The sequence below is a fragment of the Streptomyces sp. DSM 118878 genome (assembly GCF_052936595.1).
On record NZ_CP193622.1, the window covers coordinates 260,577 to 287,140 of the forward strand.

Sequence of the window (26,564 nt, forward strand, 5' to 3'; positions counted from 1 at the left end):
GTGTCCGACGCCGACGCGAGCGCGGCCGCGACCGACACCGGAACAGGAACAGGAACAGGAACTCCGGAACGGTCGCGACCGCGCGCCGTCCTGCCGGCGCTGTGTGCCACCCAGATCACCGGCTGGGGAGTCGTCTACTACGCCTTCCCCGTGCTCAACTCCCGTATAACGGCAGACACCGGCTGGTCCACGACTTCGACGACCGCCGCGTTCTCCGGGGCACTGCTGGTCTCCGCGCTGGTCGGCATACCCGTGGGCCGCATCCTGGACCGTCGGGGCCCGCGCGCCGTGATGACCGGCGGATCGGTGCTGGCAGTCGCCGCGGTACTCGCCATCGCCTGCGCACCCAACCTCGCCGCGTTCACCGCCGCCTGGCTGCTCGCAGGCGTCGCGATGGCCGCCACCTTCTACCACCCGGCGTTCGCCGCGCTCACCCGCTGGTGGGGCGAGCAGAGAGTCCGCGCCCTCACCGTCGTCACCCTCGCCGGTGGCCTGGCCTCCACCGTCTTCGCGCCGCTCACGGCCGCGCTCGCCGCACACTTCGACTGGCGTACGACGTATGCCCTCCTGGCGCTGGTCCTCGGCGCCGTCACCATCCCGGCCCACGCCCTCGCACTGCGGGCCCCTTGGCCACCGGCACCGGCAGCGCGCCTCGGCCGGGAGACCACGGCCGGCGCGTCGATCATCCGTAGCCGCCCCTTCCTGCTCCTGACCGCGGCCCTCACCCTCAACGGCTTCGCGATCTACGCGGCCGTCATCGCCCTCGTACCGCTCCTGATGGAACGAGGCGCCGCCCCCTCCGTAGCGGCGTGGGCGCTCGGCCTGGGCGGGGTGGGCCAGACCCTCGGGCGCACGCTCTACGCGGCTCTCGCCCGCCGCTCGGGAGTCACCGCCCGCACGGTCGCTCTCATGGGGCTGGGCGGCGCCACGACGGCAGCCCTCGGCCTTGTTCCCGGACCGATACCGCTCCTCGTGGTGCTGGCCGTGCTCGCCGGCATGGTGCGCGGCAACCTCACCCTCCTCCAGGCCACCGCGGTCACCGACCGCTGGGGCGCCGCCCACTACGGCCGCCTCTCCGGCCTCCTGGCGGCACCGGTCACGGTGGCCGGAGCGCTGGCTCCATTCGCCGGGGCAGCACTGGCAGCGGGACTCGGCGGCTACCCGGCACTCTTCGCCGTCCTGGCCGCAACGTCCCTCCTCGCCTGCGCCTTGGCTGCCGGCTCCCGCAGCCGTTGGCCGACGGGCCCCTGACCCGCCGCGGAGAGCGGGCGGCAGTGGCTGCCGCCCGCCCGGACCGGCTGGGAAAACTCAGCGCGCCGACCGCACCGGCCCGCGGAAGGGGCGGAAAAATGGGCCGGCACCACCGGGTTCGTCCTCGAACCCGGCCAGCACGAGGAGCTGCCGTCCGGCCTCGCCGATGGAGAAGTACTCCGCCACCGCTGCCGAGGACGCCAGGGCGGCGGGGGCACGCTCGGCCAACTCATCGGCGAGCGATCGGGCCATCCCATCGTCCTCGGTCTCGTGCCACGTCGCGGTGAAGTAGCGGGCGGCTCCATCGCGCCGCCCCGCGGAGCGGTAGGGCACATAGCGGCCCGGCGGATCAGCCGAGTACAGCGCCTGGATGGCACTGCCAAGAGTCTGCTGGTTGCGAGGGTCGGCGGCGAAGGTCCGGTGCGCTTCGGGACTCGTCCATTGGGCGAAGTTGAGGATGGTCCGGCCGTCGGACCCTGCCAGACAGTGCCGCGCGAGGTACGCGGCCGGCAGCCGGGCCTTCTCCCAGGCGTCCATGACGCCGGACATGACCTTCTGCTGTTGTTCGAGCCCCCTGGTGCGCCACAGCGACGCCAGGATGAGGCCCGCGTCCGGACGGGCAGGATCGGGCAGTGCGACGGGCCGGAGGCCGGCGACGATGGCAGTCATGACACCACCCTCCAACCTCGACTGCGATTGAGGTCAAGTCCCGTGCTCGACCGAGGCCTGGGTGGGTTCGGTTCGCGGAGCCAGAGGATGAGTGGGGCGACAGGTGTTACTTCTCAGCCGTACCAGGTTCCCGGCTGATGGACTCCTGGTAGGCGTCCGCATACGTGCGTGCGTCCTTGATCAGGTCGTCACAGAACGCGGCAACGTCCGTGCCGATGAGTTCCAGGACCCCCTTGCCCGCGGCGACGCCTTCCTCGAAGAAGTCGACGATCTCCGGGAGCAGAGGCCCGTCGAGCAAGTCGACCGGTCCGACCTTGAACAGGTACTTCTGCATCTCCTTGTAGACGATCTGGTAGTCCGGCGGGAGCGCCTTGACCCGAGCAAGGTGCGCCCACCACTGCTTCTTGCCCTCGACGATGTCCTGGATTCCGTCCTTGATTCCCACGTCAGCCTCCCAGCCGGCTCAATTTCCTGGCGACGTTCCTGTTCAACTGCTCACGCCATCGGTCGCGGTAGGTTCGAGCCCCTTCTCCACCGGCCAGCGCCGTGCAGAAGCCCGGGATGTCGTCACCGAGGACCTCGTGGACGCTCTGCCCGTCCATTGCCGACACTTCGAGCAGCCCAAGGGCGGAACCGAGGATCGGCGTCAGGTTGCGGCCGGTGAAGTCCCCGTAGGGGAAGAGGTGGGCGACGATCTGGTCCCACGCCTCCCGGTAGTCGTCCGGCAGAGCCTCGACCCGGGCTCCGAACGCCGTCCAATCCCTGGTGAGATCGCTGCCTGTGACCTTCTCCCAGAAGTTCATCTCCCGGCCTCCCTCAGCCTGTCGATGCGTGATGACACGTACTGCCACTTCGTCCAGAACTTCCCGAGTTCCTCGCGTCCCGCGTCGTTGAGCGCGTAAAACTTGCGTGGCGGACCGACACCGGAGGGCCGTTTCGTCACCTGGACGAGTTTGTTCCTCTCCAGCCGCAACAGGATGGTGTACACCGTCCCCTCGACGACGTCGGCGAAGCCGAGATCGTTCAGCTGCCGGGTGATGGCGTACCCGTAGGTCTCCTCGCCGGCGATGATTTCGAGCACGCACCCTTCGAGCGTGCCCTTCAGCATCTCCGTCAGGTCGTCCATCGCGAGTCCTCCTCCCCCTCGTCTCCAGCGGTACTGTGTAGTACCGAGTACCACTACACGGTATCACTGAGTAGCGGCGGGTGGGCCAGCGAGGGCCTTCGCGGACAGCTCCAATGGCGGATGCCCTTGTGCGTGGGAACGGCTCACAGGTGAGGCTGTTTCATGGCACCGAGTCGTCGATGCCCTCGTGCATACCGCTTTGACCTGCACAGACAACGTGTGGACTCGGTGAGTGACATGACCCTTCAGCCCGATGACCTTGCCGCCCACTACGAACGGCTTGCCGACGACTTCGAAGAGAGCTGGGCCCACAGCCCGGCGTTCGTCTCATGGATGAACCGGCGCATCGGCATCAGGCTCGATCTCCAGCCCCAGGACCGAGCCGCGGACATCGGGTGCGGTAGCGGCCTGTATGCGCGGTCCATGGCTGAGCACGCGCTCACCGTCGTGTGCGTCGACCCTTCGACGAAGATGCTGGCGAAACTGCCGACCACGCCTTCCTTCGTACCGGTGCGCGCGTCCATCGAGGATCTGGCCACCGGGTCCGTTCAGCTTCCCCACGCGGGGCGGCTCGACGGAGTGCTGGCCAAGGACGTCATTCATCACGCCCGCGATGTGCCGATGGCACTGCGCACCCTGGCGTCCTTGCTCGCTCCGGGAGGCAGGCTGGTCATCGTGACCTGGCCGTTGCGCATCGACTATCCGCTGTTCGACAAGGCGGTGAAGAAGCATGAGCAGGCCTATATCGACCCTGAGGACATGGCGAGGGTGCTTACCGGCTGCGGTCTGAGGGTCGAGGTGACGTGCGAGAGGTATCCCTTGTCAATTCCCAAGAAACAGTGGCTGGCCTGGGTGGCCAACCGCTTCATGTCACTTCTCTGCACCTTCGACGACGATGAACTGGCGGACGGCCTACGCGAGATCGACACCCGCCACCCCGGACCTGTGATCGAATTTGAGGGCCGCTTCATCTTCACCCATGCACGCGGCTGACAGCCCATCCGCCCCCACCGAAGAGCGGGATCAGGCCGGGGGGCAGGCCCGCCTGCGCCGGTGGGACGCGTACGTCCCAGCCCTCGTCGTACGGCCAGGCCGTCCTGCCGACGGTGGCGGCGTCGTACAGCCAGTGGATACCCGGCTGAGCAGCGCGAGGGTTTCGGTGAGGATCGTCAGCCCAATGACGTAAGGGGCGTTGCACCAGGCAGCAGGCATGGCCTCCCCGCCCATGCCGAGTCCGAAGCCGATCGGCAGTCGCCAGACGCCGACGGGCGGTACGACCAGCGGGATGCCCTCGCCATCCGCAGCCGCGTCAGCGCCAGTGGTTGTTGCTGGTGTGGTCGCCGTCGAGCCAGCGGGCGAGATCGGCGTGCGCCGTCGCGCGCCGCTCGGTGTCGGTCTTCTCCGCGTCGGGGTGGTCCACGGCGAACTCAAGCATCAGCCCGTTCGGGTCCGTGATGTACAGCGAGAGGCAGAATCCGTGGTCCGTCACGAAGGTGTCCGGCTCCGTGTAGCCGGCCTCGCCGATGCGCTTCCGCATGGCCTCTTGGGTCTCTCGCCCGACCTTGAAGGCGATGTGACGAAAGGGAGTGAAGTTGACGTCAGTCTTGAACTCCTTCTGGTCCGCGGGGTCGGCGAACTGGAAGAAGGCCAGGGCGCCGCCATCGGCCAGGCCGTAGAAGGTGTGGCAGTAGGCGCGCTCGGCACCGAACATCACGGCACTCTCGGTCCACGTGGCCACCAGGGGCAGGCCGAGCACATCCTCGTAGAAGCGTCGGTTGGCTTCCTGATCGTCGGTCAGCCAGGCGTGGTGGTGGAGGCGAAGAGGGAGGGCTTCGCTCATGTCAATCATCTCCTTTGATGAGACGGGGCATGGGGTCGACGATCAGGCGACCGCCGACCGCCGACCGCCGACCGCCGACCGCCGACCGCCGACCGCCGACTGCCGACTGCCGACTGTCTTACCCAGGATGACCAATCCTGTTGAAGCTTCAACGACTTCGCGCCATTGCCTGTACGACCGGACCCGGCGCCGGCCTTCCACCGGCCGACCTGCGAGAACGGGTACGAACAGCGAGCGTCGACCGGAACTGCGTCCCTTCACGCAAGGCCCGCCTCTCCCTCCGGCGGGCCACCTGAGCTGGCAATACCTCCCAAGGGAGAGTTCGCCGAAGGCGTGCGAATGTGTCCGCAACTGCATACTGACGCCGTACGAGCGCGATCTGCCGGCCAACCCGAAGCGCCTGGCCTGGCCTGGCCAACGATCACGGTGCCGTGTCGGGTGGGCACAACTGGGCCAGTGCGGTGGCGCTCGGGCTGCCGGGATCTGCGGTGTAGAGCACCAGCCGCAGGTCGGTGCCGGGCATGAGCAGGGTTTGACGGTCCAGTTCCAGCTCGCCGAGTTCCGGGTGCTGCAGGCGTTTGCGCAGTGTCGGCCGGGGGCGGACGTCGTGGTTGCGCCAGCCGGCGGCGAAGTCCGGGTCGTGCGCGGCGTACTCGTTGACCAGCTCGCCCAGCGCACGGTCAGCCGGGTGGCGGGCGCCGGCCGCGCGCAGGTGGGCGGCGGACTGACGGGCGAAGTCGCCTTCCGCGCCGGCGGGTGCCGAGCAGAGAGTGCCGCCCAGCCGGACGGCGAGGCGCACGGTGTTGCGCTCGTGGAGGGGCAGCTGTGCGAAGTCGGTGATCAACGCGACCGCCGCGGCGTTCCAGGCCACGATGTCCTCCAGGTCGTTCACCAGATAGGCGGGTATCGGCCCGAGCCGGTGCAGCAGTTGACGTGCATCGGCCGGCACCGGCGCTCGCTCGACGTCCGTATGGGGCAGGATCTGCCCGGCGAGCCGCGCCAGGTGTTCGCGCTCCGTGGTGGTGAGGCGCAGCGCCGTGCCCAGCGCGGTCAGCACCTGTGGCGACGGACGCGGCGCGCGGGCCTGCTCCAGTCGCTCGTAGTAGCTGGTGGACATCCCGGCCAGGGCGGCCACCTCTTCCCGGCGCAGCCCGGGGGTGCGCCGGGCACGCAGGCCAGGTGGGTGGACTGCCGTGGTCGGCATCTGGGCCGGATGCAGCGCCTCGCGTCGGCGGCGCAGGAAGTCGGCCAGTTCGGCTCTGCTCATCCGGCCAGGTTGGCACAGCGGCATGCGGCTTAACCACGGACCAGTGGTCCGGGGCTCACTGGTGCGTTCCACGGTGCCGCCCCGTGCGCCCACTCTGGTGCGGGTCACCCGTCCCGCTGAACGCTGGAGAATCACCGTGCCACCACGTACTTGCGAAGAGACCTTCCACCGGCTGCTGGAGCTGCTGCTGGCCAAAGACATGGATGCCATCGCCGATCTGTGGGCGGAGGGCGGCACCGCCGAATTCCCCTTCGCCGAAGGGGCCTCACCGAGACGACTGACCGGACGGGAGGCCGTCCGGGGCTATCTGGCCGGCTACCCGGACCTGATGGACGTACAGGCGATCCCGACCGTCACGGTGCGCCACGTGAACCACACCAACCACACGGACCAGGCGGACCAGGCGGACCAGGCGGACACCATCGTGGTGGAGTTCACCGCGTACGGCCGCACGGTGGCCACTGACGAGCCGTACCAGTTGGACTACGTCACGGTGCTCACCACCCACCAGGGCCTGATCACCTGTTACCGGGACTACTGGAACCCGCTGGCCGCCGCCTCGGCTGCCGGCACGCTGCCCGAACTGCTCGACTCGCTGCGTGCGCAGGTCGCCCGATGACCGGCGTACTGGTCACCGGCGGGACCGGGAAGACGGGCAGCGCCCTGGCCCACCTGCTCCGCAAAAGCGGTGTGCCGGTCCGGGTGGCCAGCCGCACCCCATCGGCCGACACCCCGGACGCGATCCGGTTCGACTGGAACGACCCGGCCACCCATCCGGCCGCGCTGCGCGGGATGGACCGGGTCTACCTGGTTCCTCCCGTAGACACCACGGATCCGATGCCGCTGGTCGAACCGTTCTTGGCCGAGGCCGAACGCCTCGACGTGCGCCGGGTGGTGATGCTCGGCTCCGCCATCGTGCTGCCCGACGCCCCCGGCGCGCTGGAACTGGCCGCGCGCGTGCGGGCCTGGCCTGGGTGGGTCGTGCTGCGTCCCTCCGGGTTCATGCAGAATTTCCTGGCTCCGCATCCGCTGGGTGAGCGGATCCGGCGACGCGGCGAGATCCGCACCGCCGCCGGAAACGGCCGGGTGGGCTGGATCGACGCTCGCGACATCGCGGCGGCGGCCGCCGCGCTGCTGGCCGAACCCGACGGCCACCCCGGCGAACGGCTCGGCGACCGTCCCGGTGAACGGCCCGGCGACCAGCGCGACTACCTGCTCACCGGGCCAAAGGCGCTGAGTTACCAGGACGCGGCAGAGGTCATCACCCACCACACCGGCCGACCGGTCCGGGTCGTACCCGTCGAGGTCGCCGAGCAGGCGGACACCTACCGGGCGTCGGGCATGCCGGACGCCTTCGCGACCGCCCTCGCCGCCGTCGACGCAGGCATCCGAACCGGCCGGGACGACCAGGTCAGCACCGAGGTGCTCACCCTGACGGGCCGACCGCCCCGCAGCTTCGCCGAGTTCGTCCAGGACCACGCGGCCCACTGGGCGAACGCGTAAGCATTACTGCGCCCCGGGCGGTCTGCGAGAATGGCTCCATGGACGAGGAAGCCATTCCCATTCTTCACGTCGAGGACGCTGCCGCGGCGGTCGCGTGGTACGAGCGACTGGGTTTCGCCAAGCAGTGGGAACACCGCTTCGAACCGGGACTTCCCGCGTTCGTGGAGGTCGCCCGGGGCGGGGTGCGGTTCTTCTTGTCGGAGCACGAGGGGGACGCCCGCCCGGATACGTTGGTCTACCTCCGCGTTCGTGATGTCGAGGCCATCGCCTCCGAGTTCGGTGTGCAGGCGCAGGACGCACCGTGGGCGCGTGAGATCGAGCTGCGCGACCCTGACGGCAACCGGCTTCGGATCGGCACACCGACGGAATGACACCCGCCGGCGGCGGGTCACGGCGGCGCGTCCCGGCGGCGCGTCGCGGCGGCGCGTCGCGGCAGTGACGCTGCGGAAGTCACGCTGCGGTGGTACATCGGCGAGGAGCATCACCACGGCAGAGGCCATCTCCGCGCTCCGCTATGCCGTGATCTATCTGGGTTGCTGGGTGATGTTGACCATCCAGGTGATCCCGAACTGGTCGACGAGCGAGCCGGCCTCGTCGCCCCATGACTGCTTCTCCAAGGGCAGCGTCACGGTGCCGCCGGCGGACAGCCTGTCGAAGTAGTCGCGGAGTTTGACGTCGTCACCGTCGAGAAAGACCGCGACGTTGTTGCCCGGAGTGTGGGGCATCTCTTCCCGGACGTCCCACGCCATCAGCGTGTAGCCGTCCGGGGTGCGGAGCGTGGCGTGCATGATCTTGTCGGGGTGGGGCACGTCCGGCGAGCCGTACTCGGCGTAGGTGCCCATATCCAGCCGACCGCCGAGGACGTCCTGATAGAACTCGATCGCCTCCCGTGCGTTCCCGTCGAAGGCGAGGCACGGGTTGAGTTGAGATCGCATCTGCTGCTCCTTAGCGTGAGTGATAACACGACTCGAAAGTAGCAACGGGCACTGACAATCGTCCGTTTCCCGGCAGCCGGGCCTGGCCGATGGGCAGCACTGAGCGGCGGACGGCCTGCGCGGCGGCGGCGTCCACGAATCAGTTACCACGCTGTCGGCCGCTGTTCATGAGCTGCCGGGCAACTCCGTTCTCGGGCCTCTTGTCTAACTGGGTGACCAGAAGCACCACTGCACACGTACACCGTGAAGGGTCACTTCCGCATGCGCGTTCACCGGACCATCGCAGCCACCGCCACCCTTGCCCTGGCTCTCGGCACGGCCGGCTTAACGGCGTCGACCGCCCACGCCGCCCCGGCCGCCCAGGCCTCCCTGTCCGCCCCATCCGCCCCATCCGCCGCTCGGGCCACCGCCTCCGTGGTCCTCGCGGATGGTGAGCTCTGGTACAAGGCGGCACCCGGCCAGCAGAACAAGCTGACGGTCGACGAAGAGATCGACAACCGCGGCGACCACGACTCCTACTACGTCCTCACCTTCCACGACCGGTACGACATCGCCATCTCCGCCGACGCGGCGGACGCGGACAAGTGCGTGTACCCCGAGGAGGGCGACCGCACCGCCGTGCGGTGCGAGGTCAAGATCCCGGAGAACTCGGACGACTCCGACAGCTACGACATCGACCTCGGCGACAAGAACGACACCGCGGTCCTCGCACCGGACGGCCAGGCCTGGGCAGGGGTTTACGGCGGTACGGGAGACGATGACATCAAGGCGTCGGAGTCCGCGCTCCTGCACGGTGGCGACGGCGACGACCGTCTCGACGGCGGCGGCGGCCCGCTCGGTTTCGGCCCGTGGGGCGACGCCGGGAACGACACCCTCACCCATTGCAGCCAGGACTGCTTCGGCGGCCCGGGCAACGACTCCCTGACCGGCACCGGCGAGGAGAACACCCTGCACGGCGAGGACGGCGACGACGTCCTGCACGGCAAGGGCGGCGCCGACGTTCTCTACGGCGGCAAGGGCAACGACAAGCTGTACGGCGAAGCGGGCAACGACACCCTGTGGGGCAACAGCGGCGACGACGCCCTGTGGGGCGGCACAGGCACCGACAAGCTCTCCGGCGGTCCGGGCCGCAACGAACTCCACCAGGACTGAACCACCCCCGCCCGGCTCGGGGTTCCCCCCGGCCCGCCACCACCTCGCCCCGGGGTGGTTGTGCCCCGGGGTGGTTGTGCCCCGGGGTGGTTGTGCCCCGGGGTGGTTGTGCCCCGGGGCCCGCGCACCGTTGCAGCGGTGCGCGGGCCCCGGGGGCGTTCGGTGGCGGGAACCCGTCAGCGGGCGAGTACGCCGAACTCGGTGCCGGTGGAGACCTGGGGGTCGACCGGCGGCTTCACGACGCGGGTGGGCGAGGCTCCGGCGATCTTGCCGTCCTTCGTGCCGACCGACCAGACCTCCGGCGTGGTCGCCCGGACCGGGATGGTGATCTCGGGCTGCTTGTCGTTGTTCAGGTCCGTGGTCTTGAGGTGCGAGGGGATGCGGTATGTGCCGGCGGGGCGGGGCAGGCCGGAGGCGTTGTGGGCGTAGAACACGGCGCCGGTGCCGGTGACGCCCCTGGACGAGCCCTTCAGCACGTACAAGCCGCCGCCGCTGATGTAGCAGTGCTCGCAGGTGGCCTTGCGCTCGCCGGAAGCGCCGACGATCAGCTCGGCGTAGCCGTCACGGTTGAGGTCGGCCGCGGCGACGGCAGAGCCGAAGCGGTCACCCCGCTGCACGCCACCCGGGATGCCGGGGCTGTCCTCGGTGAACATCCGCATGCTGCGGTCCTCGTCCGCGCCGTTGGACGAGCCGTAGTTGACCCGGACCACGCCCGCGGCGCGTTCGGTGTCGAGAACGGACTCCGCGTCGCCCACCGCGATGTCGCCGTAGCCGTCCTTGTCGAAGTCAGCGACGGCGACGCTGTTGCCGCCGCGGATGGTGACCGGGGTGAGGCGCAGTCCGGAGGCCCCGCCGAGGAGTACCTGGCCCCGCATGCGTTCCTCGCCGAGGACGACGAGGTCGTCGATGGACCCCTTGTTGACGCGGCCCACGGCGATCCGGTCCTGCGCGCCCACGTAGACGGGGTAGTTGCGGCCGGTGTCCACCGTACGCGTCGAGGCGGGCGAGCCGTCAGCCTTGAAGGGGCCCTTGAAGAGGCGGAGCGAGGTGGAGTAGCCGACGACCAGGTCGGTCTTCCCGTCGCCGGTGAAGTCACCGGCCTTCAGGACCTGGCCGAAGCCGGGCCGGTTCAGCGGGTCGGCCATCAGGGTGCCGCCCTTGAGGCCGGTGCGGCTGCCCCAGAGCAGGCTGACCTGGTCGCCCCGCGCGGCCACGGCAAGGTCCGCGTATCCATCGGCGTTGAAGTCGCCGCTGGTGAGCACCTGCCCGAACCGCCCGCTCTGCGTCGGCTCACCGGGGACTCCGGGGCTGTTCTGGGTGACGACCTTCAGGCCGGTCTTCTGGGCGCCGTACTTGCCGCCGTACGAGACGGTGACGTAGCCCGCGCTGCTCAGCATCGTGGTGGCGCCGTCGGTGCCGGTGACGTTCACGCGGGCGTCCGGGGAGCCGATGGCCAGGTCGTGATAGCCGTCGCCGTTGAAGTCGTCGGAGTACCGGCTGGGCGCGGGACCGGCGGTGGCGGCCTCGGCCTGGGGGCCGGTGGAGGCCAGCAGGCCTCCTGTCAGCGTAGTGGCCGCCGCGGCGATGGCGATGGCGTGACGGATGTGGCGTCGCACGTCAGTTTTCCCCTAGGGATTCGATCGAAAATACGCCTTCAAGACCCCCGACACACTGGAACGGTTGTACGAAGCTTCCGCGCCACTTCCCGCCTCCTTGCCCTGTACCCCGTTGCCCTTGCCCTCGCCCTGCCCTCCCCCCACCCGCGTCCTCACCACCTCACCACCTCACCACTTCGCCATCTCGCCGATCGCGTGCCGTGCGGGGCCATGGGCCGGTTTGCCGGTTTCGAGGTCGACGTCCATGTCGGATTCTCGCCAGAAGGCGGGCAACGGTCGGTGTTTGACTGCGCCCATGACCACCACACGGCCGGACAATGCCCGCCTCTTCCGCTCCCTGCACTCCCCAGCCGCGCCCCTCAGGCTCGCCAACGCCTGGGACGTTGCGAGCGCCCGCGTCATCGAGGCCGCGGGCGCCCCCGCGGTCGCGACCACCAGTGCCGGTGTCGCCTGGTCGCTCGGGGCTCCGGACGGCGACGTCCTTGCCCGCGACCGGGCGCTGAAGCTGATCGCCCGGATCGCCGCCGCCGTTGCGGTGCCGGTCACCGCTGACATCGAGGGCGGGTACGGGAAGGATGCCGCTGGCGTCGCCGAGACTGTCGCCGGGGTGCTCGCGGCGGGCGCCGTCGGCGTCAACATCGAGGACGGCGCCCGGCCCCCGGCAGAGTTCACGGCGCGGCTGGCCGCGGCGCGGCGGAGCGCCGAAAGGGAAGGCGTGGAACTGTTCCTGAACGCCCGTATCGACACCTATCTGTTGGCGCTCGGCGACCCGGACACCCGGCTGAAGGAAACCCTGACCCGGGCGCGGCTGTATGTTGACGCGGGCGCGGACGGCATCTTCGTCCCCGGTGTCACCGACACCGCCACCATCGCTGCGCTGGCCGGGGACGTCTCCGTACCGCTGAACGTCATGGCCTGCCCCGGCGCCCCGAGCGTTGCCGAGCTCGGCGCCCTCGGCGTGGCGCGCGTCAGTCTCGGCTCGGGCGTGGCGCAGGCCGCCTACGCTGCCGCCCGCCGCGCCGCGCAGGACCTCTTGGGCACCGGCGGCTACGACTCACTCGCCGAGGGCATCGCCTACCCCGAACTCAACGCGCTGCTCTCCGGCCGCCACTGAGGGACGCCACACCGCCCTGTCCGTCCCCCGTCCCCCGTCTCCGTCCCCCGTCCAGCGCGGCGTGGGAGAGCGGACTCACCGCGGCCCCCTCGGTCGAAGTAGGCCGTCACGGGACGGGCCTCGGTCTCCCTTGAGCCAGTAAGAACCAACGGTGGTGGCCTGACGGGAAATCAGCAGGACGCCTTCGCGGATGGCGTCACGATCGACGGCCCGAGCGGCATCCTGGGCATGGCGGGCCCGACCTCGACGGCGCCGAGCCGTACCCGCTCCCGCACCTGCTCCGCACCGCCCGGTCCGGTGGACTCCTGCCACACACGGCGCCAATCGGCGACGGCATCATGCTGCCCGCCGTTCGCACCCAACTCCCGGCCACCACGCCCTGACGTTGGGATTTCAGTAGACGCTCAGGCGCTCCGGCGGGAAGCGGTCGAGGCCGATGGCCTGGGGGCAGTTGAAGACGGAGACGTGGACGTGCTCCAGCGGCGCCAGAGGTGTCAGGTCCAGCGGGCCGCACGAGCCGAACTCGACCTCCTCCAGCTGTGGCAGCTCGGCGAGAGCGGCGATCCCGTCCACTTGTGGCACATGCCCCACGTACAGCTTGGTGAGCTCCTGGTGCGCGGTGAGCGCGGTCAGATCGACGGCAGGGACGTCCAGAATCTGCAGGCTGGCCAGCGGGGAGCAGCTCCCGGCAGCCAGGAAGGCCTGCCACTGGTGCTCCTCGTTGACGGTCAGCCAACGCAGAGACGTCAGTTCCCGAAGCCCGGACAACTCCATGCGCGCGCCCTGCCCGAAGAACCCGAGACCGTCGAGCCGAGGAGCGAACGGTAGCTCGTCCAGCGACTTCTCCACCGGGGCGAAGTCGAGGGTCAGGTGCCGCAGTTCAGGGATGTCACTCAGAGGAGCCAGTGACCAGGGTCTGCCCGGAGCGTAGAGGTAGAGCGAGCGCAGGGGCATCCCCTCCAGTGAACGGAGGTCAGTGATGGCCGGGCAGTTGCTGAGCCCCAGGGAGCTCAGTCGGGGCAGCACGCCCAGGGGGGTGAGGTCGGCGAGCGAGTTGTTGTCGATGAAGTGCAGGGACGTCAGGCTCGTCTGCCGCAGGACGACGTCGGGAATGCCGTGATCGCCGTTGAGAGCCAGCAGGGCGAGGTCGGGGAAGCGCGGCAGGAAGGCCAGCTGCTCTGCCTTGGCCATGGGAAAGTACCCCTCACGGACGGTTCCCTCAAGGATCGTCTCGAAGTACTCCTGGGTGTCGAACGCCGACCACGCCCGGCCCAGCTCGACGCGTACCCGCCCACGCTGGTCCGTACGGAAGCGTGAGATCACCCGCAGCGCCGCGTCTCCCCCGATCAGTCGGGCCGTCGCCACGACCGCCGCCGCCTGCCGCTCGGTCAGCGCCTCCGGCCCCGGCAGCAGCTCAAGGACCAGTTCACCTGCTCTGGCCAGGGACTCGGCCTGCGCAATGCTCTGCGGCGGCATCAAGGCGCCCGTCCGTTCCTCCACTTCCCCGCGCACCCGCGGATCCAGCTCGGACGCGTGCTCCAGGCTCGCCGCCGCCAGGAGGACCAGGCGCTCCCGATGCCTGCGGACCTTGTCCGCGCGGCGCAGCAACTGCCGCAACAACCGCGTACGTTCCTCCACTCGCGCGTGTCCGACCGCCATGCGCACCACGTCGTCCCACTGGTCGTCATGGGCGTTGCGCACCAGCACCCCGAAGTCACGGGCCTCGACCGCGGCCTTCGCGCCCAGGTAGTCCTGGAAGGTGCGGTGCACGAAGTCGATGTCCCCGGGCGCGGATTCACGGAGCAGGCCACTGCGGATGAGCAGATGGGTGAAGATCTTCTCGGCATCGCCTTGCGCACGCACCTGCGGCATCGCTTCGAGCCACTCCCTTAGCATGGCGACGACCTCCTGCCGGTCCGCCACGATCTGGGCGTTGCGGATCATCCAGTAGGCCAGCCGCTGCAGCAGCGCGATCTGCTCGTCGCGCGAGAGGGTCACGTCCTCGACCGAGGAGATGTCGCGCTCGGTGTCCCTGCGGACCAGCAGCAGGTCCAGGGCCGCGTCGTAGAGCTCCTTGCGGGCGCGCGGCAAGTGCATGCGGCGGTCACGGTTGAGGGCACACAGGAGGGCGCACATCAGCGGGTTCGTCGCCAGACGGCCGAGGTCGCGCCGGGTCGTCACCGCCTCGACCAGACTGGCCTCGTACCGGCTCAACTGACCACGTTCGCCTGCGCCTTCACACTCCCGCTCGGCGGTCTCATGCCAGTGTGCGATGAAAGCCAGGACGTCGCCGCGCTCCATGGGCAGCAGGGAGTACGCGGTGAAGCCCTGGCCCGTCGGCCAGTCCTGCGGCACGGCCGAAGGACGCGTGGTCACCACATACCGTGCGTGCGGGAACGCGGTGATCAGTGACCGCAGCCAGGCCTCCGCGCGGCCGCGGAGCTTCGCGGGCACCTCGTCGACGCCGTCGACCAGCACCAGCGCACGCCCACTGGCCAACAAGCCCTCCGTCCAGCCCTCAGGCGCTCGCAGCGGCACTCCGGCGGCGGCCAGGAAGTCCTCGGGCAGCGGCAGCCCGTCAGGGGAGTGGAATGCGCGCAGCCGGAGGACGAAGGGCACGCAGCGGTTCCAGCCGGCCAGTTCCGGCCCGAAGCTCTGGCGCGCGGCGTTACAGGCCAGCCACTGCACGAGAGTCGACTTGCCCGACCCGGCCGTGCCGCGCAGCACCAGCCGGTCGCAGCCGGCCAGGGCCTGCTCCACCCGGACGACCGGCTGCACCGCGTCGCCCGACAGGCCTTGCTCGATGTGCGGCCCGCTCGGCCGACCGTCGGCGCTCACCGTGAGACTCAGATACGCGGTGTCCAGTGACCACTCGGCATGGGCGCGCCGGCCCAGGGACACGCCGAACAGCTCCAGTCGGCCGTGGGTGTCGGCGATGTACGCCGCGTACCGCCGCTCGAAGTCGAGCGGCGGTACCGCGGTCGGCTGCCGGTCGCGCAGCAACTCGCCGGTGCGCCGCGTCTGCTCCACCGCCGCGCGAGCCGCGAACGACGGATGAGCCGTCAGTTGCTCCACCAGGTGCGCGCAGCACAGCGCCAGCAGCTCGGCGTAGAGCTCCTGTGCCCGCTCGACGAGGTCCGGCACCGGTCGGCGCAGATCGACCGCCAGCCGCTGAGGGTCCAGGTCCACCGCGAACAACCGCGGCGCGTCCAGCGGTCCTGCTGCCGCGAAGGTGTCCTGTACGGCGGCCACCGCCGCGAGCCGTTCGTGCTCCGGCAGTGGTGCGTACGCCTCCTCGATACGCCGGGAAAGCACCCGGGCCAGTCTCTCGGGACCAGGTGGTTTCGGCAGCGGCCGCACTCGTTGCTCGACCAGGCCGGCTCCGGGCTGCGGCGTCACGACCGACTTCACCACGGCGGAGACGACCGTCGCCGCCAACCGGATCACTACCGTCTCAAGCCCCTGCATCCCCACCCCACCCACCTGCCGCCCGGCTTCACCTCTCCCCCGTCGTGTCCCGCCGCGGCCGGTCCCACGCTATTACGCCGCGACAACCGCGGGCAGCGGAACGGCTCGGCACCTGGCGGCATGAAGCAGGCGAGCAGGCCCCTGCCGCCCCCCGCTGGGCGGGTGTCAGTCCGCTGAGCGGGTGTCAGTCCGCTGAAGTATCCTGCCCGCCACCGCACACCGACTGGGGAGACCAGGAAAATTGACCGGCTTGACTGCTTTCCCGCTGCCCTTCAACGCTTCACGTTCCATGTCGTTCGCGATACCCCGAACGCTGCGGGAATTGCAGATGATGCAATGCAGCTCGCATATTCGGGCGAAGCCCGGGTGGTTCGACAAGATGCATGATGCCGACATCGTCGCCAGGTGGACGCGAGAAGCGGTCGCCCAGGGGCTCACCGAAGCGCAGGTTCGCTACGTGCTCGCCGAACTCGTGCACTACGCCGCGCTCCGGGACGGACGGACCGGCATCGAGGTGTCCGCCGTCGACGGGGTGTGGCAGTCGGACACCCTGGTCGACGACGGACTCAGATCCCGGCTGCGTGAGGCGGTCCGGGTCCTGGAGCAGGTCCCCGAAGCGGAACAGGACTGGCATCCCGGATCCGACGGCCAGGTATTGGACCTGGTTCATCCCTCACTCTTCTGCCTGGTGAGAGAGGTGAGCGGCGGGCCCGAGCGGGCTTGGCGGAATCCGACGGACCTCTACTCGAAGTACGAGTTCTCGGAGAAATTCCAGTGGCTGCCCACGGACGTCGACGTCAGTGACGACGGCGTCGTCGCCTTCCGTTCGTACGTCAACAACGTCCACCCCGAAGACCATCGTGAACTGGCCTCCGTCTTGCCGGACGTGTTCGCGCGCTTTCGCCCAATGCTGGAGAACGTGCTCACCGATCTGCGCCATCCGCGGCCCCCGCGAATCGAAGCCGATCCTTACGCGTGGTACGACTCGGAGCCGGAGTATCCACGCCAAGCAGCCTTCAGTGACGAGGCGGCCTACGAGGAAGCCCTTGAGGCATGGGAAGAGGCCCATGACGACTGGCAGGAAAATCGCCGTCCGTCCATCCCCGACGCCCCGGCCTTCACCCCGCCCGAGCCGCCCGAGGAATCCGCCCGAGTCGACCTGCGCGGCCGCCGTCTCCAGGTCATCGTCAAACTCGCCACCATCCATCTCACCCCGGACAAGCCCGAGTACCCCGGCGGTTCCTGGCATGTCGAGGGGATGGTGAACGAGCGAATCGTCTCGACCGGCATCTATTACTGGGACAACGAGAACATCACCGAAAGCCGGCTGAGCTTCCGGGCGGCACTCGACGACCCGGACTACGCGCAGGACGACGCCAACGGTCTGCGTGAGGTGTACGGCCTGGAGAACGAAGGCGCACTGAACCAGGTGCTGGGCTCGGCATCGACCCCGGCGAGCCGCTGCCTGGCGTTCCCGAACGTCCTGCAACACCGCGTCGGCTCGTTCCGCCTCGCCGACCCCACCCGCCCGGGACACCGCAAAATTCTCGCGTTCTTCCTGGTCGACCCGTCGGAAAGGATCGTCTCGACTTCCGACGTGCCACCGCAGCAACCATGGTCCACCACCTCGACCATGACGCTCGGAGAGGCCAAGGACCACCGTGAGCAACTCATGCGGGAACGGAAGTTCTTCATCGACGAACACAATGAGCAGCACTACGAGCGCGAATTCTCCCTCTGCGAGCACTGAGGGGCGGTGCGTTCCGGCCTCTGTCCTGCACGCTGAACCGGGATGTGGCACCACGGCCCGGGCCCAGTGGTCGCCTTCGCGCGAGCGGCGCCGTGCTGCTCCGCGACGGTGTCGCACCACCGGGGCTCGCGGTCAACGCTTGACGCGAAAAAGAGTGAGTGGTTGAGTACTCACATGAAGACGGAACACCGGCGACTGTCCACGGCCGAGGAACGGCGCGAGACGGTGCTGCGCACTGCCATCGGAGCCTTCGCGGCGCGAGGGTACTTCGGCACCACGACCACGGAGGTCGCCAAGGCCGCCGGCATCTCGCAGGCCTACGTCTACCGCCTCTTCCCGAACAAGGAAGCCCTGTTCTCCGCGGTCGTGGAGCACTGCTTCGTCCGGGTCCGCGCCGCCCTCGAAGGTGGCGCGGCGGAGGCCGAGAGCAGCTCCCCCGAGGCCGTGCTCACCTCGATGGGCGACGCGTACGCCCGCCTGATCAGCGACAACGACCTCATGCTGGTCCAGCTGCACGCCCAGGCCGCCGCGGTCTCCGAGCCGGCGATCAGAGAGGCGGTCCGGGCGGGGTACGCCCGCACGGTCGAGTACGTCCGGAGCGCCTCAGGAGGCGGCGAGGAGCAGGTACAGCAGTTCTTCGCCACCGGCATGCTCTGCCACCTACTGGTCTCCGTCGACGCCGCGGCGGTCTCCGCACCCTGGACCCGCACCCTGGCCGCCGGGATCACGCACTACTGACACACCTTCTGGACGGACGGCCGCACGTCCACGGACCGGGACCCAGCGGCCGCCTTTTTTCGCCCCAAATAGTGAGTGGTCAACCACACATACCCCTATCGCTCACCCGCGTGCTCCGGAATCGAGGCTCACCGTGATGCCCAGCAACCTCACCAGCAAACCCACCAGCAAGCCCTACCTGACCGGCCACTACGCCCCCGTCGCCGACGAGATCACCGCGACGGAGCTCACCGTGGACGGCACTCTGCCACCCGAGCTGACGGGCCGTCTGGTGCGCAACAGCCACAACCCCAAGCCCGGCATCACCCCCACCCACTGGTTCAAGGGCAGCGGCATGGTGCACGGCATCCGGCTGAACCGGGGCCGCGCGGAGTGGTACCGCAACCGCTGGGTCCACACCCCCGCCCTGGACGGTGCCGGTGCCCCGTACCCGACCGACCAGGACCCCGACCTGACGGTCAGCACGGCCGGCACGCACGTCATCGAACACGGTGGCCGACTCCTGGCCCTGTCGGAGGCGGCGCTGCCCTTCGAGCTGACGGCCGACCTGGAGACGGTGGGCGCCTACGACTTCGGCGGCAAGCTGACCTCCGCCATGACCGCCCATCCCAAGGAGGACCCGGTCAGTGGTGAGCTGCACTTCTTCGCCTCCTCGCCCCTCCCGCCGTTCCTGATCCACCATGTCGCCTCCGCCGACGGCAAGGTGCTCGACAGCCAGGAGGTGCCCGGCGCGAGCGCCGCGCTGAAGCACGACTTCGCCATCACCGAGCGCTACGTGGTCTTCCTGGAGGGCTCGGTCACCTTCGACCCCGCCGAGCACTCCGGAATCCCGTACGGCTGGAGTGACGCGCAGGCCTCGCGGATCGGTGTCATGCCGCGCGGGGCGGGCGGCGCCCGGCGGATCCGCTGGTTCGAGATCGGCCAGGGATACGGCATGCACTTCGCCAACGCCTACGAGGACGCCGCCGGGCACATCGTGATCGAGGGCCCCACCGTGGGCCGCGAGGGCTGGCAGCGCTCCTGGAACTGGTGGGTCGGCGCCCCGGACCGCGGCGCGGAACCCGTCTCCGGCTCCAGCGGCCACCGTTGGACCGTCGACCTGGCCGCGGGGATCGTGAGCGAGCAGCGGACCGATGACCTGACGGTGGAGTTCCCCACCATCAACGACCACTTCACCGGCAGGGAACACCGCTTCCAGTACGCCCTGTCGTTCCCCGACGACCTCGGCATCGGCAACCACACCCTGGTGAAGTACGACCGCACCACCGGCGCCCGTCAGCTGCTGCCCTTCGGCACCGGTCAACTCCCCAGTGAGGCCGTGTTCGTCCAGGCGGAAGGCACCACAGGCGAGGACGAGGGTTACCTCCTGACCATCGTGAGCGACCTGAACGCCGACGCGTCCAGGATGCTCGTCCTCGACGCCTCCGATCTCGCCGTGCCCGCGGTCGCCACCATCCACCTCCCCCGGCGGGTGCCCGCGATGATCCACGGCTCGTGGATCCCCGACGCCGCCCTCTGACAGGCCCCGAACCCACCCCAACGCACACCACCCCACACCACCCACCTCTGACGAGGAGCATTGCCGTGCATGAGTCCCAGATCCGCACCGCCGCCGTCACCGAAGTACTGCTGCCCGGCATCGTCGAACCGGAAGGCATCCAGGTGCGCACTCGGCCCCATCGCCCGGTCGGGCCCGGGCAGGTGGTGCTGGCGATGGAGGCCGCCGGGATCTCCTTCGCCGAGCAGCAGATGCGCCGCGGCAAGTACTACGACCAGCCGCCCTTCCCCTTCGTCCCCGGTTACGACCTCGTCGGGCGGGCCGTCGACGTCGGCGAGGGCGTACGGGACGACCTGCTGGGTCGGCGCTTCGCGGTACTGACCAAGACCGGCGCCTGGGCCAGCCACGTCACTGTCGACGCCGGTGACCTGACCGAGGTGCCCGACGCGGTCGACTCCGCCGACGCGGAGACCTTCGTGGTCAACGGCATCACGGCCTGGCAGATGCTCCACCGTCTCGCGAAGGTCGGTACCGGCCACACCGTCCTCGTGCACGGCGCGAACGGCGGCGTCGGCTCCACCCTCGTACAACTCGCCCGCATCGCCGGCGCCCGGGTCGTCGGCACCGCGTCGGCCAAGCACCACGACGCCGTCCGGGCATTGGGCGCCACCCCCGTCGACTACCGGGCCCCCGGCCTCACCGAGCAGTTGCGCTCCCACGCCCCGCAGGGCTACGACGCGGTCTTCGACCACGTGGGCGGCGAAGGCATCGTCACCTCCTACCGTTTGCTCGCCGCCAAGGGCACCCTCGTCTCCTACGGCACCGCCTCGACCCGCGACGTCCAGGGCTCGTCCAAGGCCCCGGTCCTCAAGCTGCTCGCCCGCCTGATGCTCTGGAACGCGCTGCCCAACGGCAAGGGCGCCCACTTCTACAACATCTGGGCCGGCCGCCGAAGGCTCGACACCTTCCGCACCCGGCTGCACGCCGACCTGACCCAGGTCCTCACGCTGCTCGCCGACGGCGCCCTCGCCCCGCAGGTCGCCGCCCGCGTACCACTCACGGAGGCCGGCGAAGCGGTACGGCTCGCCGAATCCGGCACGGTGGTGGGCAAGGTCGTCCTGGTGCCGTAGTCCTGGTGCCGTAGAGAACGCGCGCAATCGCGCAAGCCACCCACAACCACGCTTACCGGCTGACACAGTGGCCGCGGCGCGCGTAGAGGGTGACGCGTGCGCCCTGGACGTGCCAGGACCGGCACTTGTCGAAGCGGCTGTCGATGACGCGGCGCTTCACCGTCTCCCGCTCGATCCGGTCGCTCGTCCTGCCCGATGGATCCGTGACGAGCACGATCCGCGGCTCAGCGCTCATCCGGCTGCGGATGGCATGGGCGGGGATCTCCGTGCCGTACAAGGTGTTTGAGGCGGCCGGGCTCCGGTCCAGGGCGATGTCCCGCAGGCCCGCGGTGGCGCCGGGCACCGCCAGCGACCACACCCTGCGTCGCAGCGGCATGTACACCACGGCGTCGCCCGGCCTGCCCGCCGTACGGATGGCGTGCCCGGCGGCGACGGCGTCGTCCAGACGGCCGCCGGGGGTCCGCAGTTCCAGGGTCACCGGGATCAACGCCACGAGTCCCGCGCTCGCGACGGCCACGGCTGACGCGGCACGGCGGCGGCCGCCGGCCAGGGCCCGGTCGAGCAGTGCGCCCAGGAGCAGGGCGGCGCCTGCCATGCCGTACAGGACGTAGCGCTCCGTGAACAGCGGCTTGACGAAGGCGAGGAGCATGAGCAGCGAGGTGGGCATGATGAGCAGCGCCGTGGCGGGCCTGATGACAGCGAATCCCTGCCCCGCCGTCCATTTTCGCAGCAGCACGGCACAGTACGCGCCCAGAGCGCAGAGTCCGGCCGCCCCCGCGTACCCGACCACGTCGAAGTGCAGCCAGTTCACCTGGTCCTGCTGGCGATGGCTCACCACGGCCAACGGCGCCACCCCCGCCGTCACCGCACCGGCGGCCATGGCCCAGGGCCGCCGTGCGCCGCGGGGCACCGTCACCGCGTGTGCGGGCAGGGCGAACACCGCGAACTCGTGGATCAGGCACGCGAGCAGCATCAGCGTGCCGTAGCCGATCCACCTCGGCCGTGCACGCCGGCCCGGTGTTGGGGGCAGCGCCAGGAGCAGGAGGTACGTCGCCCAGATCACCAGCGCGCACACCATCGCGTACGAGCGTCCTTCCTGCGCGTGGCGTTGCACCGCCGGCAGTGCCGTGAAGACGATTCCGGCGAACAACCCGGCCCGGGGCCCCGCGAGCCGCAGCCCGACCAGCGCCACGCCGGCGGCGGCCGCCCCCATGGCCAGGAGGCCGGGGACGCGCAGCACGAGCAGTGGGTCCGCGTCGGGGAACAGGCGGAAGAGTCCGTGCATGATCAGGTAGTACAGGCCGTGGACGGCGTCGGCGTCGCCGAGGGTCTGCCACAGGCCCGCCAGTGGTCGCCGGGCGAGGTCGTAAGTCACCGTCTCGTCCCGCCACATGCTGCCCCGACGGCGCAGCCCCCAGCAGCCGAGCAGCAGGCAGAGGAGCAGGACGGGTGCCACGGTGGTGAGCAGGTGGCCGCGCGCGGCGGCGGGTGGCGCGGGTCGGCCGGGTGAGGTCGAGCGGGCGGGTTCGGCGTACTGCTGGGCCTTGGTGGTGATGGCGGGCTCCCCGTGCGTGCGCTGCGGATCGTGTGGCCGACTGCTCCGGGCCCGGAAGCGGGCCAAGAAGGTCGAGTTCAGCGGCCCGGGGATTGATGGGCAGCCCTGTTCCGGCGCGCCGATCAATTGCTAGCGTGGTTCGGTCCTCGGCCGGGGGCGCGACGGAGGACAGGGCGCGAGGGAGGGCAGGGCACGGTGGGGCGTCGTGAGAAGCCGCTGGAGCCGACGGCGGGCCCGGTGCAGCGTTTCGCGTACGAGTTGCGCAAGCTCCGCGTCGACGCGGGCAGCCCCACTTATCGCGTGATGGCGCGGCGCGTCTCCTACTCCGCGCCCACCCTTTCCGCGGCTGCCGCCGGTGACCGACTGCCCTCGCTGCCCGTGCTGCGCGCCTACGTGGCGGCCTGCGAGGGCGACGGCGACGCCTGGGAGCGGCGCTGGTACGAGGCGGTGGCGAAGGACGCCGCACGCGACACGGACGTCGGGACATCTCCCTATCCCGGACTCGCCCGTTTCGGCACCGCCGACCGGGCCCGCTTTCACGGGCGTGACGACCTGGTCGCCGCCCTGGTGGATCTCACCGGACGCCATCGGGTGGCGGCGGTGATCGGCGCGTCCGGCAGCGGCAAGTCGTCGCTGCTGCGCGCGGGGCTGATCCCGGCCCTGGGCGAGGTGACGGTCGCCGCGCGGCCCGCCGCGATCCGCGTCCTCACGCCGGGTGACCGCCCCGCCGGTACCCACCGCGCCCTCTTCGCCCCGGCTCGCGGCGCGGGCGATACCCTCCTGGTCGTCGACCAGTTCGAGGAAGTCTTCTCCCTCTGCCACGACACCGACGAACGCGACGCCTTCCTCGCTCAGTTGCTCACCGCGCGCGACCCGGGCAGCCGCCTCAGGGTCGTTCTCGCCGTGCGTGCCGATTTCTACGGCCGGTGCGTCGAGCACGCCGCCCTCGCGGAGGTGCTCGGCGATGCGGGTTTCCTCGTCGGCCCGATGCCGCCGGGACGGCTGCGTGAGGCCGTGGTGCGCCCGGCGGCGGCCGAAGGCCTGATCGTGGAGCGCGCGTTGACGGCGAAAATCGTCGCCCAGTGTGCTGGTGAGCCGGGTGGCCTGCCGCTCATGGCGCACGCGCTGCGCGAGGTGTGGCGGCGCCGCAGCGGCAAGACCCTGACTCTGGCGGCGTACGACGCGATCGGAGGAGTGCACGGCGCCGTCGCGCACACGGCCGAGGAACTGTACAAGCGCCTGGACGAGGCGGAAGCCGCGACGGCCAGGCTGTTGCTGCTGCGGATGGTGACCCCGGGCGTCGGCGCCCAGGACACGCGGCGCCCTGTGGACCGGGCCGAACTGCCGCCCGGCTGTGACGCCTTACTGGAACGTTTCGTGGCGGCGCGCCTGTTGACGGCCGACGGGACGACGGTCGACCTGGCCCACGAGGCGCTGCTCACCGCGTGGCCCCGGCTGCGCGCCTGGATCGACGCCGACCGGGAGCGACTGCGGCTGCACCGGGCGCTGACGGAGGCGGCCCACGGATGGCAGGAGCTGCGGCGAGACCCCGGGGCGCTGTACCGGGGGGAACGACTGGCGCGGGCGCGGGAGGCGTTCGGCGGGGCCGGTGGCGTCGCGTGCGGTGGGGTGCCGGTGTTGACGGCCCTGGAGGGGGAGTTCCTGACGGCGGCGGTCGACGCGCACGAGCGGGCCCTGCGCGCCCGGAGCCGGACAGCCCGAAGGGGCCGCGCGCTGCTGTCCGCCCTCGCCGTACTGCTGTGTTTTGCTGCCGTGGCGGGCGCCGTGGCCTGGCAGCAGAACCGCGACGGGCTGCGCCAACGCGATGAGGCGGAAGCGCGCCGCATCGTGGGTGTCGCCCGGACACTGCGTACCTCCGATCCGGTCACCTCCATGCGGCTGGGCGTCGCGGCCTGGCGGATCGCGGACGTGCCGGAGACCCGGGAGGCGGTGCTCTCGGCGGCGGCGCAGCGGGAGCTCGCCGCCTTCTCCGGCGCGGACGGCGGTGACGCGGCGAACGCGCCGCGCGCCCTCAGCGCGGACGGCCGCATCCTGACCACCGTGGCGCGCGACCGCGTCACCCGGTGGGACGTCCGCCGAGGCCGCCGCATCGACGTGCGCGAGGTGCCAGGCATCCACACGTACTATGCCGACGTCAGCGACGACGGGCGCATGGTCGCCCACCACGGCGAACGCGGCTTCGTCGTGGGGGACCTGGTCCGGGGGCGACCTCTCGGCAAGGCGTTCGGGACGGCCCGTCGCACGGACGTGGACGGGCGCTTCGGGCCCGGCGGGCGCACGTTCGTCATCCGTGAGAGGGCGCGTGGGGGCGTCACCGTCCAGGTGTGGGACATACGGCGGCAGCGGAAGCTGCACGAGACCGGTGTACGTCACGAAGACGGGCCCTTCCCGCGGCTGAGTCCTGACGGCCGCAACCTGGCGACGTGCTCGGTGAACGGCGGCAAGCTGGTCGTGGAGGAGGTCGCCACCGGGCGGCGCCTGCCGGTCACCTGGCCCACCGCGTTCGGGAGGCAGGCGTGTCACGGGGACGAGTTCACCTTCACGCCCGACGGTCGCGGGTTGGCCGTCGTGGCCGGGGACGGCATCCGTACCCGGGAGCTGCGTTCGGGACGCCAGCGTCCCCGCATCGCGCTGCCCGCTTCCCGGACACATCCGCGTTCCGGCGTCGAGTTCGGGTTCAGCGCGGACGGCGCCTTCGCGCTCACCATGGCGGGACGGCAGATCTCGCTGTGGGCCACCGCGTCTCCTGCCGCTCCCCTGGCCACCCATCCCGTCGACGACCGCAGCGCCGACGATGTCCGCATGGACGCGGCCGATGGGGTCATCCGCTACCGGGCCGGCGGAGTCGTACGGACGCTCGACATACGCCAGGCGCTGTCGGCGGAGCCACTGGAGCACCCGCTCAAGTCCGCGCGGTTCGCCCCCGACGGCCGCACCCTCGCCGCCGCACAACGGCGCGGCCACGACTGGCGGTTCCAGCTGCGCGACGCGCGCGGCGGCCGGGTGACCGACTGGCTGCCGGGTGGGACCTGCGAAGAGTGTGCGCGCGGCCCGGTGTACTCGCGGGCCGGCACCGTACTCGCGTACGGGGCCGACGGCGAGCGCGGAACGACAGTGCGGCTCTGGGATCTCACCCGGGGGCGGGCGACGGGGCAGGCCGCCACCGTGCCGGCCGACGCGGACAGCCTGGCCGTCCCTGCCGGTAGGGGGCCCGTCGTCGTCTCGGGGGTACCCCTCACCGCACGGAACAACGACGACCGGCGAGTCGGAGTCTGGAAGGCCGACGGGAAGAAGGAACGCGTGCGCGCCTTGCACCCCACCTCCGGGGCCTCCAGCACGCTGGCGCCCGATGGCCGGAGCCTGCTGACCTGGGACGGCAACCTCGTCGATGTACCGAGCGGACGCTCCTCGCGGGTGCTGCACGGCGAGGACGAGGTGGCCGCCGCGGTCTTCGGTCCTGACGGCCGCCACCTCGCGGTCGCGGATGACGACGGCAGAATCACCCTGTGGAACGCGCGCGGCACCCGCCCTCTCGGCGTACTCGCCGCCGGTTCCTGGGACGCGGGCGGCGCACCCGTGCTGGAGTTCTCCGCCGACGGCCGCTACCTGGCGGCGGGCGCAGCCGACGGCACGGTGCGTGTCTGGGAGACGGACACGCCCGGCCTTCCCGGTGCCGCGTACCCGGCGGCGGACGGGCCCGTCCTCGCCATCGGCTTCACCGGGAGCGAGGTGCGCGTCGCCACACCGCACACCGCGAGCCGCCGTCTGCTCGTCGACCCCGGCCGTGCCGCCCGTGACGTCTGCGCGCGGGTTCGGGGCGGGCTCGGACGCGGGGAGTGGCACACCTATCTGCCCTCGGTGGGATACCGGCGGACCTGCTGACGCAGCGGGACGCGACGACGGATCGGCCGGGGTAGGCCGGTTCGGTGTC

At 70.5% G+C, this 26,564-nt stretch carries 22 protein-coding genes; 12 read left to right on the forward strand and 10 right to left on the reverse strand.

All coding sequences use genetic code 11. The features are described 5' to 3' along the window. Positions 1–1,251, forward strand: coding sequence for an MFS transporter (locus ACRAKF_RS01075; RefSeq protein WP_447034766.1), 1,251 nt, complete (start codon positions 1–3; stop codon positions 1,249–1,251). Between the two features lie 57 nt (positions 1,252–1,308). Here the strand turns inward: ACRAKF_RS01075 and ACRAKF_RS01080 are convergent, their stop codons facing one another. From ACRAKF_RS01080 to ACRAKF_RS01095, 4 genes are all read right to left on the reverse strand, one after another. Then, a complete protein-coding gene (locus tag ACRAKF_RS01080; RefSeq protein ID WP_447034767.1) occupies positions 1,309–1,920 on the reverse strand; it encodes a hypothetical protein in 612 nt (203 codons plus the stop codon). 106 nt (positions 1,921–2,026) lie between these two features. Then, on the reverse strand, positions 2,027–2,365 hold the full coding sequence (locus ACRAKF_RS01085; RefSeq protein WP_447034768.1) for a DUF1048 domain-containing protein: 339 nt from the start codon (positions 2,363–2,365) through the stop codon (positions 2,027–2,029). A 1-nt stretch (position 2,366) separates the two neighbouring features. Continuing rightward, a complete protein-coding gene (locus tag ACRAKF_RS01090; protein ID WP_447034769.1) occupies positions 2,367–2,723 on the reverse strand; it encodes a DUF1048 domain-containing protein in 357 nt (118 codons plus the stop codon). Then, positions 2,720–3,046, reverse strand: a complete 327-nt coding sequence (locus tag ACRAKF_RS01095; protein WP_447034770.1) for a PadR family transcriptional regulator — start codon at positions 3,044–3,046, stop codon at positions 2,720–2,722. The genes ACRAKF_RS01090 and ACRAKF_RS01095 overlap by 4 nt, the downstream gene beginning before the upstream one ends. 237 nt (positions 3,047–3,283) lie before the next feature. Here ACRAKF_RS01095 and ACRAKF_RS01100 point away from each other — a divergent pair, with 237 nt between their 5' ends. After that, the gene (locus tag ACRAKF_RS01100) at positions 3,284–4,039 is read left to right on the forward strand and encodes a methyltransferase domain-containing protein (RefSeq protein WP_447041736.1); all 756 of its coding nucleotides are present in this window, start codon (positions 3,284–3,286) and stop codon (positions 4,037–4,039) included. A gap of 316 nt (positions 4,040–4,355) precedes the next feature. On the opposite strand, the gene ACRAKF_RS01105 is transcribed toward ACRAKF_RS01100, so the two are convergent. Together ACRAKF_RS01105 and ACRAKF_RS01110 are read right to left on the reverse strand one after the other, a co-directional pair. After that, the gene (locus tag ACRAKF_RS01105) at positions 4,356–4,886 is read right to left on the reverse strand and encodes a VOC family protein (protein WP_447034771.1); all 531 of its coding nucleotides are present in this window, start codon (positions 4,884–4,886) and stop codon (positions 4,356–4,358) included. A 421-nt stretch (positions 4,887–5,307) separates the two neighbouring features. Beyond that, the gene (locus ACRAKF_RS01110) at positions 5,308–6,153 is read right to left on the reverse strand and encodes a helix-turn-helix transcriptional regulator (RefSeq protein ID WP_447034772.1); all 846 of its coding nucleotides are present in this window, start codon (positions 6,151–6,153) and stop codon (positions 5,308–5,310) included. Positions 6,154–6,289: 136 nt separating this feature from the next. On the opposite strand from ACRAKF_RS01110, the gene ACRAKF_RS01115 reads away from it, so the two are divergent. The 3 genes from ACRAKF_RS01115 to ACRAKF_RS01125 are packed head-to-tail and all read left to right on the forward strand — an operon-like array spanning position 6,290 to position 8,027. After that, the gene (locus ACRAKF_RS01115; protein ID WP_447034773.1) at positions 6,290–6,772 is read left to right on the forward strand and encodes a nuclear transport factor 2 family protein; all 483 of its coding nucleotides are present in this window, start codon (positions 6,290–6,292) and stop codon (positions 6,770–6,772) included. Continuing rightward, positions 6,769–7,656 (forward strand): NAD-dependent epimerase/dehydratase family protein, encoded by an 888-nt coding sequence (locus tag ACRAKF_RS01120; protein ID WP_447034774.1) that lies wholly within the window; start codon positions 6,769–6,771, stop codon positions 7,654–7,656. The genes ACRAKF_RS01115 and ACRAKF_RS01120 overlap by 4 nt, the downstream gene beginning before the upstream one ends. 38 nt (positions 7,657–7,694) lie before the next feature. Next, entirely contained in the window at positions 7,695–8,027 is a 333-nt protein-coding gene (locus ACRAKF_RS01125) for a glyoxalase superfamily protein (protein ID WP_447034775.1), read from the forward strand. A gap of 153 nt (positions 8,028–8,180) precedes the next feature. Here the strand turns inward: ACRAKF_RS01125 and ACRAKF_RS01130 are convergent, their stop codons facing one another. Next, positions 8,181–8,591, reverse strand: a complete 411-nt coding sequence (locus ACRAKF_RS01130; protein ID WP_447034776.1) for a VOC family protein — start codon at positions 8,589–8,591, stop codon at positions 8,181–8,183. A gap of 261 nt (positions 8,592–8,852) precedes the next feature. Here ACRAKF_RS01130 and ACRAKF_RS01135 point away from each other — a divergent pair, with 261 nt between their 5' ends. Next, a complete protein-coding gene (locus tag ACRAKF_RS01135) occupies positions 8,853–9,743 on the forward strand; it encodes a calcium-binding protein (RefSeq protein ID WP_447034777.1) in 891 nt (296 codons plus the stop codon). Between the two features lie 176 nt (positions 9,744–9,919). Here ACRAKF_RS01135 and ACRAKF_RS01140 read toward each other — a convergent pair whose 3' ends face one another. Next, entirely contained in the window at positions 9,920–11,359 is a 1,440-nt protein-coding gene (locus ACRAKF_RS01140) for an FG-GAP and VCBS repeat-containing protein (RefSeq protein WP_447034778.1), read from the reverse strand. Positions 11,360–11,654: 295 nt separating this feature from the next. Here ACRAKF_RS01140 and ACRAKF_RS01145 point away from each other — a divergent pair, with 295 nt between their 5' ends. Beyond that, the gene (locus tag ACRAKF_RS01145; RefSeq protein WP_447034779.1) at positions 11,655–12,473 is read left to right on the forward strand and encodes an isocitrate lyase/PEP mutase family protein; all 819 of its coding nucleotides are present in this window, start codon (positions 11,655–11,657) and stop codon (positions 12,471–12,473) included. Positions 12,474–12,866: 393 nt separating this feature from the next. On the opposite strand, the gene ACRAKF_RS01150 is transcribed toward ACRAKF_RS01145, so the two are convergent. Further along, positions 12,867–15,941: an NACHT domain-containing protein gene (locus tag ACRAKF_RS01150; protein ID WP_447034780.1), complete on the reverse strand. Its 3,075-nt coding sequence runs from the start codon at positions 15,939–15,941 to the stop codon at positions 12,867–12,869. A 241-nt stretch (positions 15,942–16,182) separates the two neighbouring features. Here ACRAKF_RS01150 and ACRAKF_RS01155 point away from each other — a divergent pair, with 241 nt between their 5' ends. From ACRAKF_RS01155 to ACRAKF_RS01170, 4 genes are all read left to right on the forward strand, one after another. Continuing rightward, complete coding sequence (locus ACRAKF_RS01155) at positions 16,183–17,691, forward strand: DUF4246 domain-containing protein (protein WP_447034781.1); 1,509 nt, start codon at positions 16,183–16,185, stop codon at positions 17,689–17,691. A gap of 174 nt (positions 17,692–17,865) precedes the next feature. After that, positions 17,866–18,429, forward strand: coding sequence for a TetR/AcrR family transcriptional regulator (locus ACRAKF_RS01160; RefSeq protein WP_447034782.1), 564 nt, complete (start codon positions 17,866–17,868; stop codon positions 18,427–18,429). 136 nt (positions 18,430–18,565) lie between these two features. Then, positions 18,566–19,948: a carotenoid oxygenase family protein gene (locus tag ACRAKF_RS01165; RefSeq protein ID WP_447034783.1), complete on the forward strand. Its 1,383-nt coding sequence runs from the start codon at positions 18,566–18,568 to the stop codon at positions 19,946–19,948. Between the two features lie 65 nt (positions 19,949–20,013). Next, the gene (locus ACRAKF_RS01170) at positions 20,014–21,057 is read left to right on the forward strand and encodes a medium chain dehydrogenase/reductase family protein (RefSeq protein ID WP_447034784.1); all 1,044 of its coding nucleotides are present in this window, start codon (positions 20,014–20,016) and stop codon (positions 21,055–21,057) included. Positions 21,058–21,109: 52 nt separating this feature from the next. On the opposite strand, the gene ACRAKF_RS01175 is transcribed toward ACRAKF_RS01170, so the two are convergent. After that, positions 21,110–22,678, reverse strand: coding sequence for a glycosyltransferase family 39 protein (locus tag ACRAKF_RS01175; protein WP_447034785.1), 1,569 nt, complete (start codon positions 22,676–22,678; stop codon positions 21,110–21,112). Positions 22,679–22,807: 129 nt separating this feature from the next. On the opposite strand from ACRAKF_RS01175, the gene ACRAKF_RS01180 reads away from it, so the two are divergent. Then, a complete protein-coding gene (locus ACRAKF_RS01180; RefSeq protein ID WP_447034786.1) occupies positions 22,808–26,515 on the forward strand; it encodes an nSTAND1 domain-containing NTPase in 3,708 nt (1,235 codons plus the stop codon). Positions 26,516–26,564 lie beyond the last annotated feature (49 nt).

Coding starts and splice junctions, on each gene's coding strand:
- ACRAKF_RS01080 (WP_447034767.1), bottom strand. CDS start 1,920: ATGACTGCCATCGTCGCCGGCCTCCGGCCCGTCGCACTGCCCGATCCT.
- ACRAKF_RS01090 (WP_447034769.1), bottom strand. CDS start 2,723: ATGAACTTCTGGGAGAAGGTCACAGGCAGCGATCTCACCAGGGATTGG.
- ACRAKF_RS01095 (WP_447034770.1), bottom strand. CDS start 3,046: ATGGACGACCTGACGGAGATGCTGAAGGGCACGCTCGAAGGGTGCGTG.
- ACRAKF_RS01100 (WP_447041736.1), top strand. CDS start 3,284: ATGACCCTTCAGCCCGATGACCTTGCCGCCCACTACGAACGGCTTGCC.
- ACRAKF_RS01105 (WP_447034771.1), bottom strand. CDS start 4,886: ATGAGCGAAGCCCTCCCTCTTCGCCTCCACCACCACGCCTGGCTGACC.
- ACRAKF_RS01110 (WP_447034772.1), bottom strand. CDS start 6,153: ATGAGCAGAGCCGAACTGGCCGACTTCCTGCGCCGCCGACGCGAGGCG.
- ACRAKF_RS01120 (WP_447034774.1), top strand. CDS start 6,769: ATGACCGGCGTACTGGTCACCGGCGGGACCGGGAAGACGGGCAGCGCC.
- ACRAKF_RS01125 (WP_447034775.1), top strand. CDS start 7,695: ATGGACGAGGAAGCCATTCCCATTCTTCACGTCGAGGACGCTGCCGCG.
- ACRAKF_RS01130 (WP_447034776.1), bottom strand. CDS start 8,591: ATGCGATCTCAACTCAACCCGTGCCTCGCCTTCGACGGGAACGCACGG.
- ACRAKF_RS01135 (WP_447034777.1), top strand. CDS start 8,853: ATGCGCGTTCACCGGACCATCGCAGCCACCGCCACCCTTGCCCTGGCT.
- ACRAKF_RS01145 (WP_447034779.1), top strand. CDS start 11,655: ATGACCACCACACGGCCGGACAATGCCCGCCTCTTCCGCTCCCTGCAC.
- ACRAKF_RS01150 (WP_447034780.1), bottom strand. CDS start 15,941: ATGCAGGGGCTTGAGACGGTAGTGATCCGGTTGGCGGCGACGGTCGTC.
- ACRAKF_RS01160 (WP_447034782.1), top strand. CDS start 17,866: ATGAAGACGGAACACCGGCGACTGTCCACGGCCGAGGAACGGCGCGAG.
- ACRAKF_RS01165 (WP_447034783.1), top strand. CDS start 18,566: ATGCCCAGCAACCTCACCAGCAAACCCACCAGCAAGCCCTACCTGACC.